The 16,360-nt window shown below is 42.6% G+C and carries 15 protein-coding genes and 2 pseudogenes; 7 read left to right on the forward strand and 10 right to left on the reverse strand.

Translation table 11 applies throughout. From position 1 onward, the window contains the following. The first annotated feature begins 380 nt into the window (after window positions 1–380). Both polA and spfP read left to right on the forward strand, forming a co-directional pair. A complete protein-coding gene (gene polA, locus Xedl_RS10675) occupies window positions 381–3,173 on the forward strand; it encodes a DNA polymerase I (protein WP_074023738.1) in 2,793 nt (930 codons plus the stop codon). A gap of 330 nt (window positions 3,174–3,503) precedes the next feature. Next, window positions 3,504–3,551 (forward strand): small protein SpfP, encoded by a 48-nt coding sequence (spfP, locus tag Xedl_RS41230; protein ID WP_438361642.1) that lies wholly within the window; start codon window positions 3,504–3,506, stop codon window positions 3,549–3,551. A gap of 84 nt (window positions 3,552–3,635) precedes the next feature. Here the strand turns inward: spfP and yihA are convergent, their stop codons facing one another. The 3 genes from yihA to darT form a co-directional block, all read right to left on the reverse strand. Beyond that, window positions 3,636–4,259 carry a ribosome biogenesis GTP-binding protein YihA/YsxC gene (gene yihA, locus Xedl_RS10680; protein WP_074023686.1) on the reverse strand — a complete coding sequence of 208 codons (624 nt, stop codon included), beginning with the start codon at window positions 4,257–4,259 and terminating at the stop codon, window positions 3,636–3,638. Between the two features lie 141 nt (window positions 4,260–4,400). Then, a complete protein-coding gene (gene darG, locus Xedl_RS10685) occupies window positions 4,401–5,462 on the reverse strand; it encodes a type II toxin-antitoxin system antitoxin DNA ADP-ribosyl glycohydrolase DarG (RefSeq protein ID WP_074023687.1) in 1,062 nt (353 codons plus the stop codon). Further along, window positions 5,459–6,109 carry a type II toxin-antitoxin system toxin DNA ADP-ribosyl transferase DarT gene (gene darT / locus Xedl_RS10690; protein WP_074023739.1) on the reverse strand — a complete coding sequence of 217 codons (651 nt, stop codon included), beginning with the start codon at window positions 6,107–6,109 and terminating at the stop codon, window positions 5,459–5,461. Before darT ends, darG begins: the two co-directional genes overlap by 4 nt. Before the next feature lie 304 nt (window positions 6,110–6,413). Between darT and ppiA the strand changes: the two genes are divergently transcribed. The 3 genes from ppiA to Xedl_RS10705 all read left to right on the forward strand — a co-directional run bounded on the left by ppiA (window position 6,414) and on the right by Xedl_RS10705 (window position 9,175). Further along, entirely contained in the window at window positions 6,414–6,980 is a 567-nt protein-coding gene (gene ppiA, locus Xedl_RS10695; RefSeq protein ID WP_074023688.1) for a peptidylprolyl isomerase A, read from the forward strand. A gap of 279 nt (window positions 6,981–7,259) precedes the next feature. Next, window positions 7,260–7,835, forward strand: a complete 576-nt coding sequence (locus tag Xedl_RS10700) for an aminodeoxychorismate synthase component II (RefSeq protein ID WP_074023689.1) — start codon at window positions 7,260–7,262, stop codon at window positions 7,833–7,835. Window positions 7,836–7,957: 122 nt separating this feature from the next. Continuing rightward, window positions 7,958–9,175 (forward strand): aspartate aminotransferase family protein, encoded by a 1,218-nt coding sequence (locus Xedl_RS10705; protein ID WP_208605044.1) that lies wholly within the window; start codon window positions 7,958–7,960, stop codon window positions 9,173–9,175. A gap of 64 nt (window positions 9,176–9,239) precedes the next feature. On the opposite strand, the gene crp is transcribed toward Xedl_RS10705, so the two are convergent. The 3 genes from crp to Xedl_RS10720 form a co-directional block, all read right to left on the reverse strand. Further along, a complete protein-coding gene (crp, locus tag Xedl_RS10710) occupies window positions 9,240–9,872 on the reverse strand; it encodes a cAMP-activated global transcriptional regulator CRP (RefSeq protein WP_004240730.1) in 633 nt (210 codons plus the stop codon). Between the two features lie 426 nt (window positions 9,873–10,298). Further along, entirely contained in the window at window positions 10,299–11,168 is an 870-nt protein-coding gene (locus tag Xedl_RS10715) for a phosphoribulokinase (RefSeq protein ID WP_074023691.1), read from the reverse strand. 65 nt (window positions 11,169–11,233) lie between these two features. Further along, window positions 11,234–11,452: a YheU family protein gene (locus tag Xedl_RS10720; RefSeq protein ID WP_074020044.1), complete on the reverse strand. Its 219-nt coding sequence runs from the start codon at window positions 11,450–11,452 to the stop codon at window positions 11,234–11,236. Between the two features lie 169 nt (window positions 11,453–11,621). Between Xedl_RS10720 and Xedl_RS25720 the strand changes: the two are divergent. Further along, window positions 11,622–11,748: pseudogene (locus Xedl_RS25720) on the forward strand (ISAs1 family transposase); the annotation flags it as partial. A 10-nt stretch (window positions 11,749–11,758) separates the two neighbouring features. Here Xedl_RS25720 and Xedl_RS25725 read toward each other — a convergent pair. Beyond that, entirely contained in the window at window positions 11,759–12,445 is a 687-nt protein-coding gene (locus Xedl_RS25725; protein WP_143187419.1) for a hypothetical protein, read from the reverse strand. 343 nt (window positions 12,446–12,788) lie between these two features. Then, window positions 12,789–12,950, reverse strand: a pseudogene (locus Xedl_RS39315) (transposase); the annotation flags it as partial. A 107-nt stretch (window positions 12,951–13,057) separates the two neighbouring features. Here Xedl_RS39315 and Xedl_RS10730 point away from each other — a divergent pair. After that, complete coding sequence (locus Xedl_RS10730; protein WP_074023692.1) at window positions 13,058–13,663, forward strand: LysE family translocator; 606 nt, start codon at window positions 13,058–13,060, stop codon at window positions 13,661–13,663. A gap of 3 nt (window positions 13,664–13,666) precedes the next feature. Here Xedl_RS10730 and murP read toward each other — a convergent pair whose 3' ends face one another. Together murP and murQ are read right to left on the reverse strand one after the other, a co-directional pair. After that, window positions 13,667–15,133, reverse strand: coding sequence for a PTS N-acetylmuramic acid transporter subunit IIBC (murP, locus tag Xedl_RS10735; protein ID WP_074023693.1), 1,467 nt, complete (start codon window positions 15,131–15,133; stop codon window positions 13,667–13,669). A gap of 28 nt (window positions 15,134–15,161) precedes the next feature. Beyond that, window positions 15,162–16,067: an N-acetylmuramic acid 6-phosphate etherase gene (murQ, locus tag Xedl_RS10740; protein ID WP_208605047.1), complete on the reverse strand. Its 906-nt coding sequence runs from the start codon at window positions 16,065–16,067 to the stop codon at window positions 15,162–15,164. Between the last annotated feature and the right edge of the window lie 293 nt (window positions 16,068–16,360).

The following is a 16,360-nucleotide window of genomic DNA, read 5'->3' on the forward strand; positions in this document are numbered from 1 at the left end:
AACGCGAGTATTAATATAAAATAATACAGGTATTGTGCCGACTATAAGAGAGTTGGCACAATACTTGCCAAAAAACACCTTTCATAACATAAACTCTGGTAATATCCACAAGTCAGTGATTTTAAAGCGGTTGTAATATTTATTTAATATTTTGCGTAATTCATTGATTTTTTATCTCCTGTTATCCACGCTTTGTGGGAATAAACATAAATCTGTTTTATATGCCATTTTTTGTGCACAAAGTTATCCACAGAGTACTTATCAGAATATTTGCCATAAAATGCAAGTTGGTACGAGAAATTTCCCGCAAAATTCGTCTAGAACGACACAGTATGGCATTCTATTCTTTATTTATCCCACAGAACGACGAAGAAAATTTTATGGCACAGATAGCAGACAATCCCCTGATTTTGGTTGATGGTTCTTCATACCTTTATCGTGCATACCATGCGTTTCCTCCACTGACAAACAGTTCAGGAGAACCGACGGGCGCCATGTATGGCGTGCTGAACATGTTGCGAAGTTTAATCATGCAGTACAGACCCAGTCATGTGGCGGTCGTGTTTGATGCCAAAGGCAAAACGTTCCGTGATGAGCTATTTGCTGAATATAAATCCCATCGGCCGCCCATGCCGGATGATTTGCGTTTGCAGATTGAGCCGTTGCACAAAATGGTCAAGGCAATGGGACTGCCAATTCTGGTTGTGCCAGGGGTTGAAGCTGATGATGTTATCGGTACATTAGCTTTGCAGGCAGAAAAAGAGGGGCGTTCGGTGCTGATCAGCACTGGTGATAAGGATATGGCGCAATTGGTGACGCCAAATATCACCCTGATTAACACCATGACCAACACTATTTTGGGGCCGGAAGAGGTTGAGGGAAAATATGGTATTCCTCCTGAACTGATGATCGATTTTCTCGCCCTAATGGGGGATTCTTCCGATAATATTCCGGGAGTGCCAGGAGTGGGAGAGAAAACTGCCCTGGGGTTATTGCAGGGGATTGGCGGATTGAATGAGATTTATGCCCGGCTTGATGACATTGCCACACTCGGTTTCCGTGGTGCCAAAACACTGGGTGGTAAAATGGAACAGCATAAAGAGGTGGCTTATCTTTCCTACCAATTGGCGACAATCAAAACCGATGTTGAATTGGATAAGAATTGTTTAGATCTTTCCATTATGTCACCGGATACGGCTGAATTACTGACTCTGTTTAGTCATTATGAATTTAAGCGGTGGATTAGTGACGTACAAAATGGCAGTTGGCTGGAAGGCAATGGGAAGAAACCTGTTGCAGCCAACGTGAAGTCAGAATCAGTGGCTGCTGTTCCAGCCGCTGCTAAAATTTCACCGGAAAATTATCAAACTATCCTTGAGCGCCAATCCCTTGATGAGTGGATTGAAAAGCTGAAACAGGCTCCGGCATGCTCTTTTGATACTGAAACCGACAGTCTTGATACCCTAACAGCGAATCTGGTGGGGATGTCCTTTGCCATTGCAGTGGGGGAATCAGAAGTCGAAGCCGCTTATCTGCCATTGGGACACGATTATCTGGATGTGCCACAGCAATTAGATCTGCATGAAGTGCTCGCAGCATTAAAACCGCTACTGGAAGATGCCAATCTGCCTAAAATTGGTCAAAACCTGAAATTTGATCGTGGTGTTTTAGCGCGTTATGACATTGCCCTGAATGGTATTGTTTTTGATACCATGCTGGAATCGTATGTTTTGAACAGCGTGGCAGGGCGACATGATATGGATAGCCTTGCTGATCGTCATCTGGCCTATAAAACCACCACATTTGAAGAAATTGCGGGCAAGGGCAAAAAGCAATTAACTTTCAATCAAATTCCGCTGGAGGAAGCTGCAAAATATGCGGCAGAAGATGCGGACGTGACTTTAAGACTGCACCAGGCTATGTATCCTCAATTAGAGGGCGCCCCAACTTTGCAAAAAGTTTTCCATAATATCGAAATGCCACTGGTACCGGTGTTGTCTCGTATGGAAAGAACTGGGGTATTGATCAACGCCCAAACGTTGGCAGAACATTCAAGGGAAATCACTGCGCGTTTGGATGAGTTGGAAAAATCTGCGTATGAGCTGGCAGGGGAAGAGTTCAATCTGGCGTCACCAAAACAGTTACAAGTCATCTTATTTGAAAAAATGAATTTGCCTGTATTGAAGAAGACGCCAAATGGCGCACCATCAACCAATGAAGAAGTGCTGGAAGAGTTGGCAGAGCGCCATGAATTGGCAAGGGTGATTTTAGAACATCGTGGTCTGGCAAAACTGAAAACCACTTATACTGATAAGCTGCCTCAGATGGTGCACCCACTGACACATCGTGTTCATACTTCATATCATCAGGCGGTAACTGCGACGGGGCGCCTCTCTTCCCGTGATCCAAACTTGCAAAACATCCCTGTTCGCAATGACGAAGGACGCCGTATCCGTCAGGCATTTGTTGCACCGGAAGGTTACCGCATTATGGCGGCGGACTATTCACAGATTGAATTGCGTATTATGGCGCACTTATCACAGGACAAAGGCTTGTTGGAAGCCTTTGCCCAAGGTAAGGATATCCACCGTGCGACGGCTGCGGAAGTGTTTGGCATACCATTGGCACAAGTGACCAGCGAGCAGCGTCGCAGTGCCAAGGCGATTAACTTTGGTTTGATTTACGGCATGAGTTCGTTTGGTTTATCTCGCCAATTAGGTATTCCGCGTGGTGAAGCACAGCGCTATATGGATCTCTATTTTGAACGTTATCCGGGAGTGTTGGCTTATATGGAACGTACACGGGCGCAGGCGGCTGATCACGGATTTGTCGAAACGTTGGAAGGCCGTCGGTTGTACCTGCCGGATATCAAATCGCGTAATGCCATGCGCCGTAAGGCGTCAGAGCGCGAAGCCATCAATGCACCTATGCAGGGGACGGCAGCGGATATCATCAAATTGGCAATGATTGCGGTAGATAACTGGCTTGTCAGTGAGCAACCCAAAGTACGTATGATCATGCAGGTTCACGATGAACTGGTATTCGAAGTACATGAGTCAGAGCTGGAAACAGCGGGGCAGAAAATCAGGGAACTGATGGAACAAAGCATGCAGCTTGATGTGCCGTTAAAAGTGGATATTGGGATTGGTGATAATTGGGATCAGGCTCACTGATCTCCCTTCTATCTTAAAAACTGAAAAAGAGCCGCAGAAATGCGGTTCTTTTTTTATTGCATGTTTTTTATGGAAATGCTGCTTGTTTAATGAACTTAATTTGTCTCAATTATGCTGCGAAGAGGCGTATGACAAGAATTTCAGTTAGGTTTTAGATTAGATCTAGATCTCATAAATATGTAATTAAACTACATAAATGACGACATAATAACCTAATTTGCTTAAATGTTAACTGCTGAATCGAGGTAATAGGTGAAAATTAATTACAAAAAAGTCTTTTTTTGATGAAAAGAATAGGTTAAAGTTATCGGCGTAGGGTACAGAGGTAAGATGTTCTATCTTTCAGACCTTTTACTTCACGTAATCGGATTTAGCTGAATATTAGCTGCCCCAGTCATCTCTTTTGACTGGGGCGTTTTTTTATGTCCGATTTATAGAAGTGCGGTGAGCAAGGGGCGGATATTACTCCGTCTCAATAGCAGGCTGATTGAACCAAAGGTTGAGTTTTTGCTCTAGTTTATCGGTGCCGATTTTTTTCAGAGCGGAGAAGTATTCGATCTGAATATCACCATTCAGAGATGCCAATTCCTGACGAACTTTCGCCAGTTGGCTTTTACGGGCACCGGAAGTCAGTTTATCGGCTTTAGTGAGCAATACCATGACGGGGACTTGCATCACGACTGCCCATTCGATCATTTGCCTATCCAGATCTTTCAATGGATGGCGAATATCCATCAAAACCACCAGCCCTAGCAAGCATTCACGTTTTTGGAGATACTCCCCCAAGGCTTTCTGCCATTTACGTTTCATCTCTTCTGGGACTTCAGCGTAACCATATCCCGGTAAGTCTACCAGACGAACACCTTCTTCAACTTCGAACAGGTTAATTAACTGAGTACGGCCGGGGGTTTTACTGGTACGCGCAAGACTCTTTTGACGGGTTAATGCATTCAGGGCGCTGGATTTACCCGCATTCGACCTGCCGGCAAACGCGACCTCAATGCCCGTATCTTGAGGCAGGTGGCGAATGTCAGGTGCACTCGTGACAAAGTGGGTCATATGATAGTTGTAGTTCTTGATGGTCAAAATGGTTATCTCCCTGAGGAATACACAAAAATAGCGCGGTGATTATACCGAGAGCAACCGCTTGTGGACAGGCGTAACTTGATGAGTCTGCTTAACCTATTAATTCAGATGATTAGGTCCTTTAATTTATTCTATTTTTACTTAAATTGAAGCAAGCCTATTTATAGCGATATTGACATGGCGATCTTCAAACAACGATAGTTTCCGTGTAGCCCATTTAGCACCACCTTTCCATTGGCTCAAGCCCCTTTTAACTGATTCTATGTTGCTATCACATTTTTCTTTATATAAGAGCCAATCGACTGTAGCCAGCAACTCCATGCCATAGGGCGACTCAAATCCTTCAATGAGCTCTGCTGTTTTTTCTAATACGGATAAGTAATCTTTAGCTTCGGTTCTCAAATAAATCTGAAGTTCTTCTTTTTTAGCATCATTAAATCGGATCACATCTAGTGGATCACTATCAGGAATACGTTTATCAGAGCAAAGGTAGCTACCATCTAATGCATTGAGTAAATGAGTTAAGTTGTGGGCATATGGTCCATAGTTTTTCGCTTCAAACTTAAGCTTGAGAATGTCCGGAAGGCTTTGTTTTTCAAGTTCTCTAGAAAGCAGCCAAGCTAGCTTCTGAATTTCGAGTAAACTACACTCCATACCTAGTATCCAGTAACGACGAATAAGTTCTGCGATCATGGCTCGGGCTGGAGTTAATGCATCAATTCCCTTTTTTTTACTAACATTTTGGTATCTGGCAATAGGTTCGTAAATGTAGATGTTTACCTCATTTAGAGGTGATAGTGCTACTTCGATCGCTGGTTTCACGTCATCCCAGTTAAGACCACCATTACCTGCCCCTAAAGGAGGAATTGCAATAGATTTGATGTTATTTTTCACTATCCAATCTTTAAGATCGCTTAACCCTTCAACAATCCATTCCATTTTAGAAGGGGAGCGCCAGTGCTGTTTAGTTGGAAAGTTAACAATCCAGCGAGGGCGAACAAGCTCTCCTGTTTCAGTAACAAATATTTTTCCAGTCTCAACGTCACCAGAATTACAAGCTTTTTTATACAACGCCATGTTCAAAGGGAAACGTTCTTTGAACATTAAAGCAATTCCTTTGCCCATAACTCCTACGGTATTGACTGTGTTGACTAATGCTTCCACATCAGAGTCGAGTAAATTGCCTTTTGTATAATGAATCATGAAAAATACCACCCTGGTCTTGCGATCACCTGAACATTATGACCAGATTGTTTAATTAACTTTTCTAAGTATTGCTTATCTTTTTCAGAATAACACACGATACCAATAAGAGCCTCTACGGGGCAATAGTTATGTATAAGGGCTTCAGTTTGGTAACGCTCAAATTTTGCGAGATCATCAGGATCTCTTTTGAAATCTTTTGATTGGATAATATCCCAGTCAATTTTGTCTAGATCTGCAACATTAGAGTAAAAATTCGACCACATGTAGTACGCGTGGCTATCAGTAAAAATAAAGGGAACATCTAATTTATTTAATTTATGCAAACTGGAAACAAGGATGATTATTTCATTATTAGGGCGTTGTTTTATTCCTCCCCAACCACTATGTATGTTCTTTAGCAGAGGAGAAAAAGGTGTGAAGTAAAACGGGATATAATCATTTAGTGTTCCTCCTGGGGCAATGGGAACAGGGTGATTAGCCCTTTTCAATATGAGTTCTGGATTACCAATATCTACCCAATCATTTGATTTATTGCTACTATTTCCAGCGAAAAAACCATTTTGAAGAATCCATAATAGGTTATTTTTGTGGATAATTCGCCAGATCAACGCTTTTTCGGGATTCAATCTTTCTTTATAGTTCATGTTAGCGACCATTCTGGAAAAAATATCCGAAGGCGCAGTTTAAGAAACTGAGCTTACAGATTTTGAATTATTCTGATCATACTGTCGAGTGTTCATCAATCTTCAATTTTTATACTTTGACATGGAAAGCGTATCAATATGGGGGTTATTCTCAAAATAACCTTTGTTTAAATATGCGAATATAAAAGTCATATGACTCGTAAATGTAGGTAAATCTTTGGAACTTAACTCCATTGGGAATTACACTTAATGAGTTTTGTTGTTATGAGTTTTATTGTTGACCTCAAAAATAAAGGAATCATCAATGTTTAAACGTATTTTTGTGTCGCTTATGACTGCATGTGCCATCAGTGCGATAGCTGTCCCAGCATTAGCCGCTGAAACTCACGTGAAGCTGGTAACATCGGCTGGAGAAATCGAACTTGCGTTAGATGGCAATAAAGCACCAATTACTACCAAGAATTTCGTTGAGTATGTCAATGAGGGATTTTATAACAACACTATCTTTCATCGCGTTATTCCAGGTTTTATGATCCAGGGTGGCGGTTTTACAAAAGATATGAAGCAGAAGGCCACCAAAGAGCCAATCAAAAATGAAGCAGATAACGGTCTGCGTAACCTTCGTGGCACGATTGCTATGGCACGTACCGCAGATAAGGATAGCGCAACCAGCCAGTTTTTTATCAACGTGACCGATAATGCTTTCCTCGATCACGGGCAGCGTGACTTCGGTTATGCAGTCTTTGGCAAAGTCGTCAAAGGCATGGATGTGGTTGATAAAATTTCTCAAGTCAAAACAGAAAATGTTGGCCCTTATCAAAATGTACCGGTAAAACCTATTGTGATCTTGTCTGCCAAGGTTGAACCTTAACAGCCTGAACACAGACATAATACGGTATTCGGATAATCATTAATGGTTGTTTGAGTACCGTTTGTATTCCCCCTCCCCCCCTTTCTACGTTGTTGCATGGTTGCTGCATGATAGTAATGCGCTCGCCGTATCACTATTTTAAAAGTGCTTCTGTGGTATGATGAATCCCCCATTGTTGTTGATACTGTTTTACCTGATTTTACTATTATACAGAATGCATAATACCCCAATGGGGTAGGGCAACTTATAAGACTATAATAATCAGTAGGATATACTCCTATGTTACTAATAATAGATAATTACGATTCTTTTACATTCAATTTATATCAATATTTTTGCGAGTTAGGGGCAGAGGTTGTAGTTAAGCGTAATGATGAGATCCAGCTTGAAGATATCGAAGATTTGGCGCCTACTCATTTAGTCATTTCTCCGGGGCCTTGTACGCCGAATGAAGCAGGGATCTCACTGGAAGCGATCTCACATTTTGCAGGGAAATTACCCATCCTGGGCGTGTGCCTGGGACATCAGGCAATAGGCCAGGCTTTTGGTGCGAGCGTTGTTAAAGCTCGTGAAGTGATGCATGGAAAAACCAGCCTGATCCACCATAGCCAGCAAGGGGTATTCAAAGGATTGGATCGTCCATTGACAGTCACCCGTTATCACTCTCTGGTCATTGCCGCAGAAACGCTTCCTGCTTCATTTGAAGTGACGGCCTGGAGTCAGCGTAATGGTGACGTAGATGAAATCATGGGAATACGCCACCGTACTTTGCCACTGGAAGGAGTGCAATTTCATCCAGAAAGCATTCTGAGTGAGCAGGGACATGAATTATTGAATAATTTCCTCAAATATTAGGCAGATATCGCCACATTCCCTCATTCTGTTGTTTTTTTATTTGCCCTTAAATGATTTTTTATTCATATTTTATGATTATTATTTCATTTCTGAATGGCAAATATAAAAATAAGGTGAGGGAAATGGTAGAAAATAAAGCAGTAAACCGAAATATCTATGAGCAAGTGATGTTGCCCATTTATGCACCGGCGAATTTCATTCCTGTCAAAGGACAAGGCAGCCGAGTATGGGATCAACAGGGTAAAGAATACATTGATTTTACCGGTGGCATTGCTGTCCTGGCTTTGGGGCACTGTCATCCGGCTTTGGTGAATGCGTTGAAACAGCAAGGTGAAAAATTGTGGCATATCAGCAATGTTTTTACCAACGAGCCGGCCTTAACCTTAGCGCAGAAATTGATTGATGCGACTTTTGCCCAGAAGGTCTTTTTCGCGAATTCGGGAGCGGAAGCCAATGAAGCGGCATTTAAATTAGCACGTCGTTATGCGATTACTCGTCATCATCCCAATAAAACTAAAATTATTGCTTTCCATCAGGCGTTTCATGGACGCACTTTTTTCACTGTTTCGGTAGGCGGGCAGCCGAAATATGCCGAAGGGTTTGGGCCTAAACCTGCTGATATTGTTCATGTGCCTTTTAACGATTTGGATGCCGTCAGGGCGGAAATCAATGATCGCACTTGCGCTGTTGTTTTGGAGCCAATTCAAGGAGAGGGAGGCGTCATGCCTGCGACGATGGAGTTTCTGCATGGAGTGCGTGAATTGTGCGATAAACATCAGGCTTTGTTGGTCTTTGATGAAGTTCAGAGTGGAATAGGGCGCACGGGTAAGTTATATGCTTACCAGCATTATGGCGTACAGCCGGATATCTTAACGACAGCAAAAGCGTTGGGGGGCGGTTTTCCAATCAGTGCAATGTTAACGACAGATACAATCGCGGCGGCAATGGAAACGGGTACACACGGAACGACTTATGGTGGAAATCCATTGGCTTGTCGTGTCGGTTGTGTCGTACTGGATATTATCAATACGCCAGAAGTGCTGATGGGCGTGGAAAAACGGCACGATATGTACATTCATGCTCTGGAAAAGATGAACCAAAAATATGGCATCTTTCGTGAAGTTCGTGGCAAAGGGTTGCTGATGGGCGCCGTATTGAAGGCTGAATATCAAGGCAAAGCCAGAGAAATATTACAGCAAGCGGCGGAAATGGGATTGATGTTATTAAGTGCAGGAGACAGTATCTTGCGCTTTACGCCATCTTTGATTATTCCTGAGGAGGAAATCACCGAGGGTATAATGCGGCTGGAAATGGCGATCTCCCGTTGGTTAAATAAATAACAGTAAAAAAAGCCAGTACGAAGTAACAAATGCACTGGCTGAGTAGTTTCTGGTTTATCGGGAATTAACGTGTCCCATAAACAACGATGGTTTTACCATGTGCAGAGATCAGGTTTTGATCTTCCAGCATTTTCAGGATACGGCCAACCGTTTCACGCGAGCAACCCACAATCTGCCCAATTTCCTGACGTGTGATTTTGATTTGCATACCATCAGGGTGAGTCATGGCATCAGGTTGTTTGGCCAAATTGAGCAACGTCTGGGCGATACGGCCTGTGACGTCCAGAAAGGCTAAGTTACCTACTTTTTCGGAAGTGGTTTGTAGGCGACTGGCCATCTGAGCAGATAAACGCATCAGAATATCAGGATTGACCTGAATTAACTGGCGAAATTTCTTATAGGAAATTTCAGCCACTTCGCAGGCACTTTTTGCTCGTACCCATGCAGTACGCTCTTGCCCCTCTTCAAACAATCCAAGTTCACCAATGAAGTCCCCCTGATTTAAATAAGAGAGAATCATTTCCTTACCTTCTTCATCTTTTATTAGAACAGCAACCGAACCTTTAACAATGTAGTAAAGCGTTTCTGCTTTCTCGCCTTGATGAATAAGCGTGCTCTTGGATGGATATTTGTGAATATGGCAGTGTGACAAAAACCATTCAAGAGTAGGGTCTGTTTGTGGCTTGCCGAGAACCATTCGCTTTATCCTCTGTTGTTATTTCTGCCTTTATGAATGTGAGAAACGGTAGTTCCTCTTCAGGCTGGCTTTATAAAGTCAATAGATTAACATATTAACCTGCTGAAAAACTGACAAGCGGGAATTTTATATGGATTATAAAGATGTCAAAATGTAGGCATATTGATCTTAACCCATATACCTTGCCAGTCCACGCTTGTAACCTTGTTTGTAACACAGGAAAGCATTTCTGTCTCCTCCTGTATCGCTTCAGCATATTAAACTGGCTGCCAGATTACCAGAAATCAGGCAGAAGAGTTGGTTTTATTGATTTTACATTTATAAAAGGGAAAAAATTATGTCACCAAAAATGGTCTGTTTATTTAAATAAAACAGGTAACGTTATTTTTTGTTACCTGCCTTATTAAAAATTAAATAAGGATTAAATTACGCAATTTTTTTACCTTCCAGTAATTGTTTAACCAGCGGTGCCATAATTAATTCCATTGCCAGCCCCATTTTTCCACCTGGAACGACGATAGTATTTATGCTGGAAATAAATGACCCTTGAAGCATCGCTAGCAAATAAGGAAAATCAATTTGAGTGAGGCCACGGAAGCGGATCACAATAAAACTTTCGTCCAGCGAGGGAATGGACTTGGCAGAGAAGGGGTTGGAGGTATCAACGGTAGGGACACGCTGGAAATTGATGTGGGTACGTGAAAACTGAGGTGTGATGTAGCGGATATAGTCATCCATTGAGCGGACAACAGAATCCATGACTGCTTCTCTGGAATGCCCACGCTCGCCAGTATCACGAATGAGTTTTTGTATCCATTCTAAGTTGACGATAGGCACAACGCCAATCAACAGATCCACATAACTGGCGACATTGTGTTGTGGCGTGACAATACCCCCGTGCAGTCCTTCATAAAAGAGGACGTCCGTATTTGATGGCAGGGGTTCCCACGGTGTGAAAGTCCCTGGTGATTGGTTATAGGGAACGGCTTCATCATAGGTATGGAGATATTTTCGACAGCGGCCATTGCCCGTTTCACCATATTCAACGAATGTCTTTTCCAGTATAGCGAAATCATTAGCTTCTGGCCCAAAATAGCTGATATGTCTGCCTTGTTCTCTTGCTTTGCGTATCTCGGCATCCATTTCAGGACGAGTGTAACGATGGAAACTATCTCCTTCTATCAGTGCGGCTGTTATATCAAATTGTTGGAAAATCTTGCGGAAAGCGACACTGGTAGTGGTTGTTCCTGCTCCACTGGAACCAGTGATTGCGATGACGGGGTGTTTGGCAGACATGAACAGACTCCTTAATCAATAAAACTGGCGAATCAGTCAGTTAGCATGAGGAAAGTAAGTTGAATTTACGGACGGAACATCTCTTTAGGCAAGATATTAACGGTTCCATGTAGTTCAGACCATACCAACAGAACCTCACCTCGTTCAAGCTGACGTTTCACATCCTGCACTTTTTGTTCGAGTGTTTTTTCCTGTTCACCGTAATCCGTACCTTCCCGCAGGACAAAACTTTCAATCAAGTTGTGGAGTGTATCGGCTTCCAATTGTTGCCACGGGATAATCATTGTGGTTGCTCCTGAGAATACGGTAATTCATTATCGGGTAAAGTTAGACGTTGCCACTGGGGTTGTAGTCTGGGATTCATAATGAATTGATTTCATGATTAGGGACTGTTAACGTTTTGTGAAGGATTATGACAAGCCTGAACACCGTTTGACCTTGGAAGGTATTCCAGTCAGCGCTTGGGCAGTGGCAAATCAGCTTTGTTTTGGTCAGGTGAAAGTGTCGGATAAATCAAACGAAATTACTGCATCCTCCCAAACTTCTCGCCTTGCTGGATATTGAAGGTTCCACAATCACCAATAAAACCATCAAAATGGCTCATTTTTGGGTATGTATTGATTCCATAATGCCTCACCTTCTTTACCCTCCCAAGGTGGAGTAGTAGGTTTGCCCCTCAACCAAAATTGTATTTTTTGTTGAACCCGATAGAGATGCCTATTTCTATAAACCCATCTTAACTCACGCGCAGTGATATCTGACGCGCTGCCCCAAAAACTAATATATGCTTTTTTTTGCACTACATATACCATGTCTATGCTATCAAGAATAAAATGCACATGCATATCTTTGGTTATTTCGTCATCGCTTATGGTTATCCAAGATAATCCCCCCTTGCATTTTCTACCGAATTGTAACATTACGTTAGCATCTATTTTTTCATCTTCTTTTTCTTCCTTTTCTATGTCCGCCAAAGATCTTTGGGTAGTGCAATATTTAGGATGCTGATCAAGATATGACATAAAGTTACTTTGGAAACGCCGTTTTTTCCCCAAGGTCATTCTGTTTTTTTGTTTCTGCCCGCTAACCTTTGTCTCTGCGTCTATTGGAATCACATACTCATCTATTATTCGAGGTCGTACTCTGTACTGATTTATTTTTAGTTCAATTAGTTGAAATTCATAAACTCCTTTAATGTATTTAAATCTGTCTTCCATTAGTCCACAAATAAGATCACTAGGATAAATTTTTTGCCTAAACGGTGCATTGAATGGCATTTTTTTCTCCTTATATTATTATCTTGTTTTTGATAATGGGCTTTTACTTATGTTGGTGTTTTATGCTGAACGAGTCTAATGTTTCCGCCCTCAGTAAGTTTAGTGATTTATTCTTAATAATTTCTGATTGTTTTTATATTCCTCTGCCAAAGGAAGAAGACCTGCGATACATCGGAATATGACTTCTGGAAGCCTGACTATCGTACACTTTGTCAGTTATCACAAAGTCCGAAGGGAGGAGTGTTCGAATAAATTTTCAGTATGGACAATATCATGCGCTTGTCCTCCGGACAATACTGCCATTAATAAACAACCATTCCCTATCGATAAACTCAGATAACTATTTGAAAATTAGTTATAAAATCCCTTTCTTTGACCAGACATTAAAACGCGAAAAGACACTATTCCATTTGTCGGATTCTGTCGGTAAATCGCGCCAAGGAATGTTCGTTTTCATTAGATAAAGAATGCCTTCCAAAGTCAAATAGTATTCAGGCTTGTCATAATCCTTCGCTAAACGTCGACAGTCCTATTATCTTGTATATGAAATAACATCCTGTTATTTTTCTTGAAAAGAAATGCCAACTAACTGGGTGAGAGGGGAATCTACCCATGACTTTAAGCCTGATATTTTCGCTTAGTATATTTATGTTTATTTCCGCTGTCACACCAGGACCAAATAATTTGTTACTGACATCATCGGGAGCTAATTTTGGTATTCGCCGCTCTATCCCGCTTTGTCTGGGCATTATTCTGGGAATGCAGACTATTTTGCTGCTGTCTGCGTTTGGTGTTGCGGCGTTATTGTTGATTTATCCTGCTATACACATGGGGCTGAAAATACTCGGATGTCTGTATTTATTATGGCTAGCCTGGAAAACAGCCACTTCACATTATACGCGGCTGGACACCACAACGTCGGCAGGAGAGCCAATCAAAATTTACCAAGGTTGGTTATTGCAGTTCTTGAATCCCAAAACATGGTTGATGGGATTGGGAGCCATCAGTAGTTACAGTCTGGCTGGAGAGCTGTATAACCATTCCATTTTTGTTATCAGTATCGTGATGTTAATCGTCAATACCCTTGCGGGTGCAATCTGGCTTGTGCTCGGTTCACTGATAGGTCAGTTACTGAAAAGCCGTCGCGCGTGGTTTACATTCAATATCGCAATGGGTGTCCTGACTGCCGCTTGTGTGCCTTTAATCTGGTTTGGCTGAGCTTTAACTTAAGTCGATATTTTTGCTGCCGAAGAGTAGCGTTAGTGTGAAGCCAGCGATATAAGAGACGATTAGTCCGGCACCATATATTGCCATGCCCGTGAAGATGCCGCTGTTGGATGTCATCAGCGGCAGGGCAACCAGCCCGGAAGGGCCGAAAACGCTATTTAATCCGACAGGCCATCCCCACCAGGCAATCAGGCCGATAAAAAAGCCACCTACGGCACCGCCGAGACAGGCGGTGACAAAAGGTTTGACGCGGGGAAGTGTGACGCCATAGATCAAAGGCTCTCCAATTCCCAGTAAACCTGGAAGGATGGCGCCTTTGATCTGAGTACGGAGCAAAGCCCCTTTTTGGGCTTTGGCATATAACGCCAGTGCAGAGCCTACTTGCCCCGCCCCTGCCATCGCCAGAATGGGAAAAAGGGAATTAAATCCTTGTGCTTCCATCAAAGCAAAATAGACGGGGACAAAGCCCTGATGCACACCAAACATCACGGCGATTAGGAATAGCCCTGCCAAAATGGCTGTACCGAACGGATTGCCATTCAAGTTCATAAATAGCCATGACATCATGGTAAACAGATAACTTCCGACAGGCATAATGACGATAAATGTGACAGCGCCCATAATAAGTAGGGTGACAGTGGAAGTCAGGATCATATCCAGATCAGAGGGCATGATTTTGCGGATCTGTTTTTCCACCCAGGCACCGAGAATACAGGCAATCAGTATCCCGATAATATTGCCTCGCGGGTCAATGGCGAAGCCAAAAAAATGGCTGATACCAGCGTAGAAGACACTGGTAGCTGCGGCGTTATAACCCAATACAAATAGAGAAGCGATGATGGCTCCGTTGACTCCAGATCCTCCGAATGACTTTTGGGTATTGTAGCCAATCAAGATACCGAAGAAACTGAACATGCCTTTGCTGAAAATTTTCAGATAGCCAACCATCTCAACCAATATAGCGTTGGGATGAGTGACTTCTTTAATAAAAACTTGTTCCAACATAGTAGCAAAGCCTAATAACAGGCCAACGGCGATAAATCCTGGGATCAGGGGAGTAAAGATGGTGGCAAATTTAGCCAGAAATTTATGGACTGAACGGGTTTGCTTTTCTTTGAGGTGTTTTTTGTTCGAGGTGGAGATATTTTTTAGCGTGTCAGAATGGGGTTTAGCAGAGGAAAATGCAGAACCACGGGGATGACGTGTGTCACTTAACAGCGTTTTCATCATCTCTGCTGCTGTTTGAGCTTTGCCGGAACCAAGGACAATTTGCAGTTGATCGTCAGTTTCTATGACGCCTAAGACACCGACAACCTTCTTCAGCCTGAATATATCGGCAAGTGAATCATCCCGTAGAGTCAACCGCAGGCGGGTCATGCAATTTCCACAGCGTACAACATTATCCGGCCCGCCAATGGCGTTGAGTATTTCCTCCAACATTTCCTGACGAATTTTAGCCATTGAAATCCCCCTTCTAAAGAGGTAATGATTATCGGTCTGCTGAGATAGCTGGCCGGATAAGCCCTTGGTGTTCAGCCAGTAATGTTTTAGCCTCTTCGGCGCTGACGCCCGATAAAATCATTACGATTGCGGTCTTGCAATGACCACCACAGGTGTTTAAGGCCTGTTCTGCCATTTCTCTGCTGCATTCAGTGGCAGCCATGACGATATTTTTCTGGCGTTCGATTAATTTGGCATTGGTAGCTTCTACGTCAACCATTAAATTACCATATACCTTGCCAATACGGATCATGGCGCCTGTTGTGATCATATTCAGTATCAATTTTTGTGCCGTTCCTGCCTTCATGCGGGATGAGCCTGTTATCACTTCTGGCCCCACGACGGGCGTGATGGCAATATCAGCCAATTGCACCATTGGGCTGTCTGGATTGCAACTGATACAGGCGATAGTGGCACCCACTGATTTGGCATATTCCATTGCACCTAATACATAAGGTGTCCGGCCACTGGCAGCGATCCCTACCAGCACATCTCTTGGGTTAAAGTGTAAAGCCTTAAGATCTTCTGTACCTAATTGCCGATTATCTTCTGCATTTTCGACAGCTTTCAGAATGGCTTGATGCCCTCCGGCAATTAAGCCGATTACCTGCTCTGGTTTTGTACCATAGGTTGGTGGGCATTCACTGGCATCCAGGATACCTAAGCGCCCAGATGTGCCGGCTCCACTATAGAGTAAGCGCCCACCCTGACGAAATGCCTCGGCAACTTTATCAACCACATTGGCAACTTGAGGTAGTGTTTTTTCAACAGCAATAGCCACTTTTTTATCTTCATCGTTGATAACACGCAGCATATCAAGAGTTGAGAGTTGATCAATGTGGGTACTGGCGGGGTTACGACTCTCTGTTATCATATTGCTCAAGTCGATTTTCATCATTTTTCTGCCATATTTTGTCGAAATTAAGAAGTGATTTATGTAGGTCAGATTATCTTACTGAGCATTTAATATAAAATATACCCTAAAATAGATTAAAAACACTATTTTTCGCTTTCTCTTTTATACGGGGAAATTGTCGATATTATGTTTAAAGGAGGTTTCTTAGATGACTGAGCGACTGGAGAAGGAATAAAATTATATACTATATTGGTCATCAATTTGGTTCTGTTTGTGTTTTTTATTTTTTCGATAAAAATCAAAATGCTTTATTCATAAAATGGCAGGCTAAT

The sequence above is a fragment of the Xenorhabdus eapokensis genome (assembly GCF_001908105.1).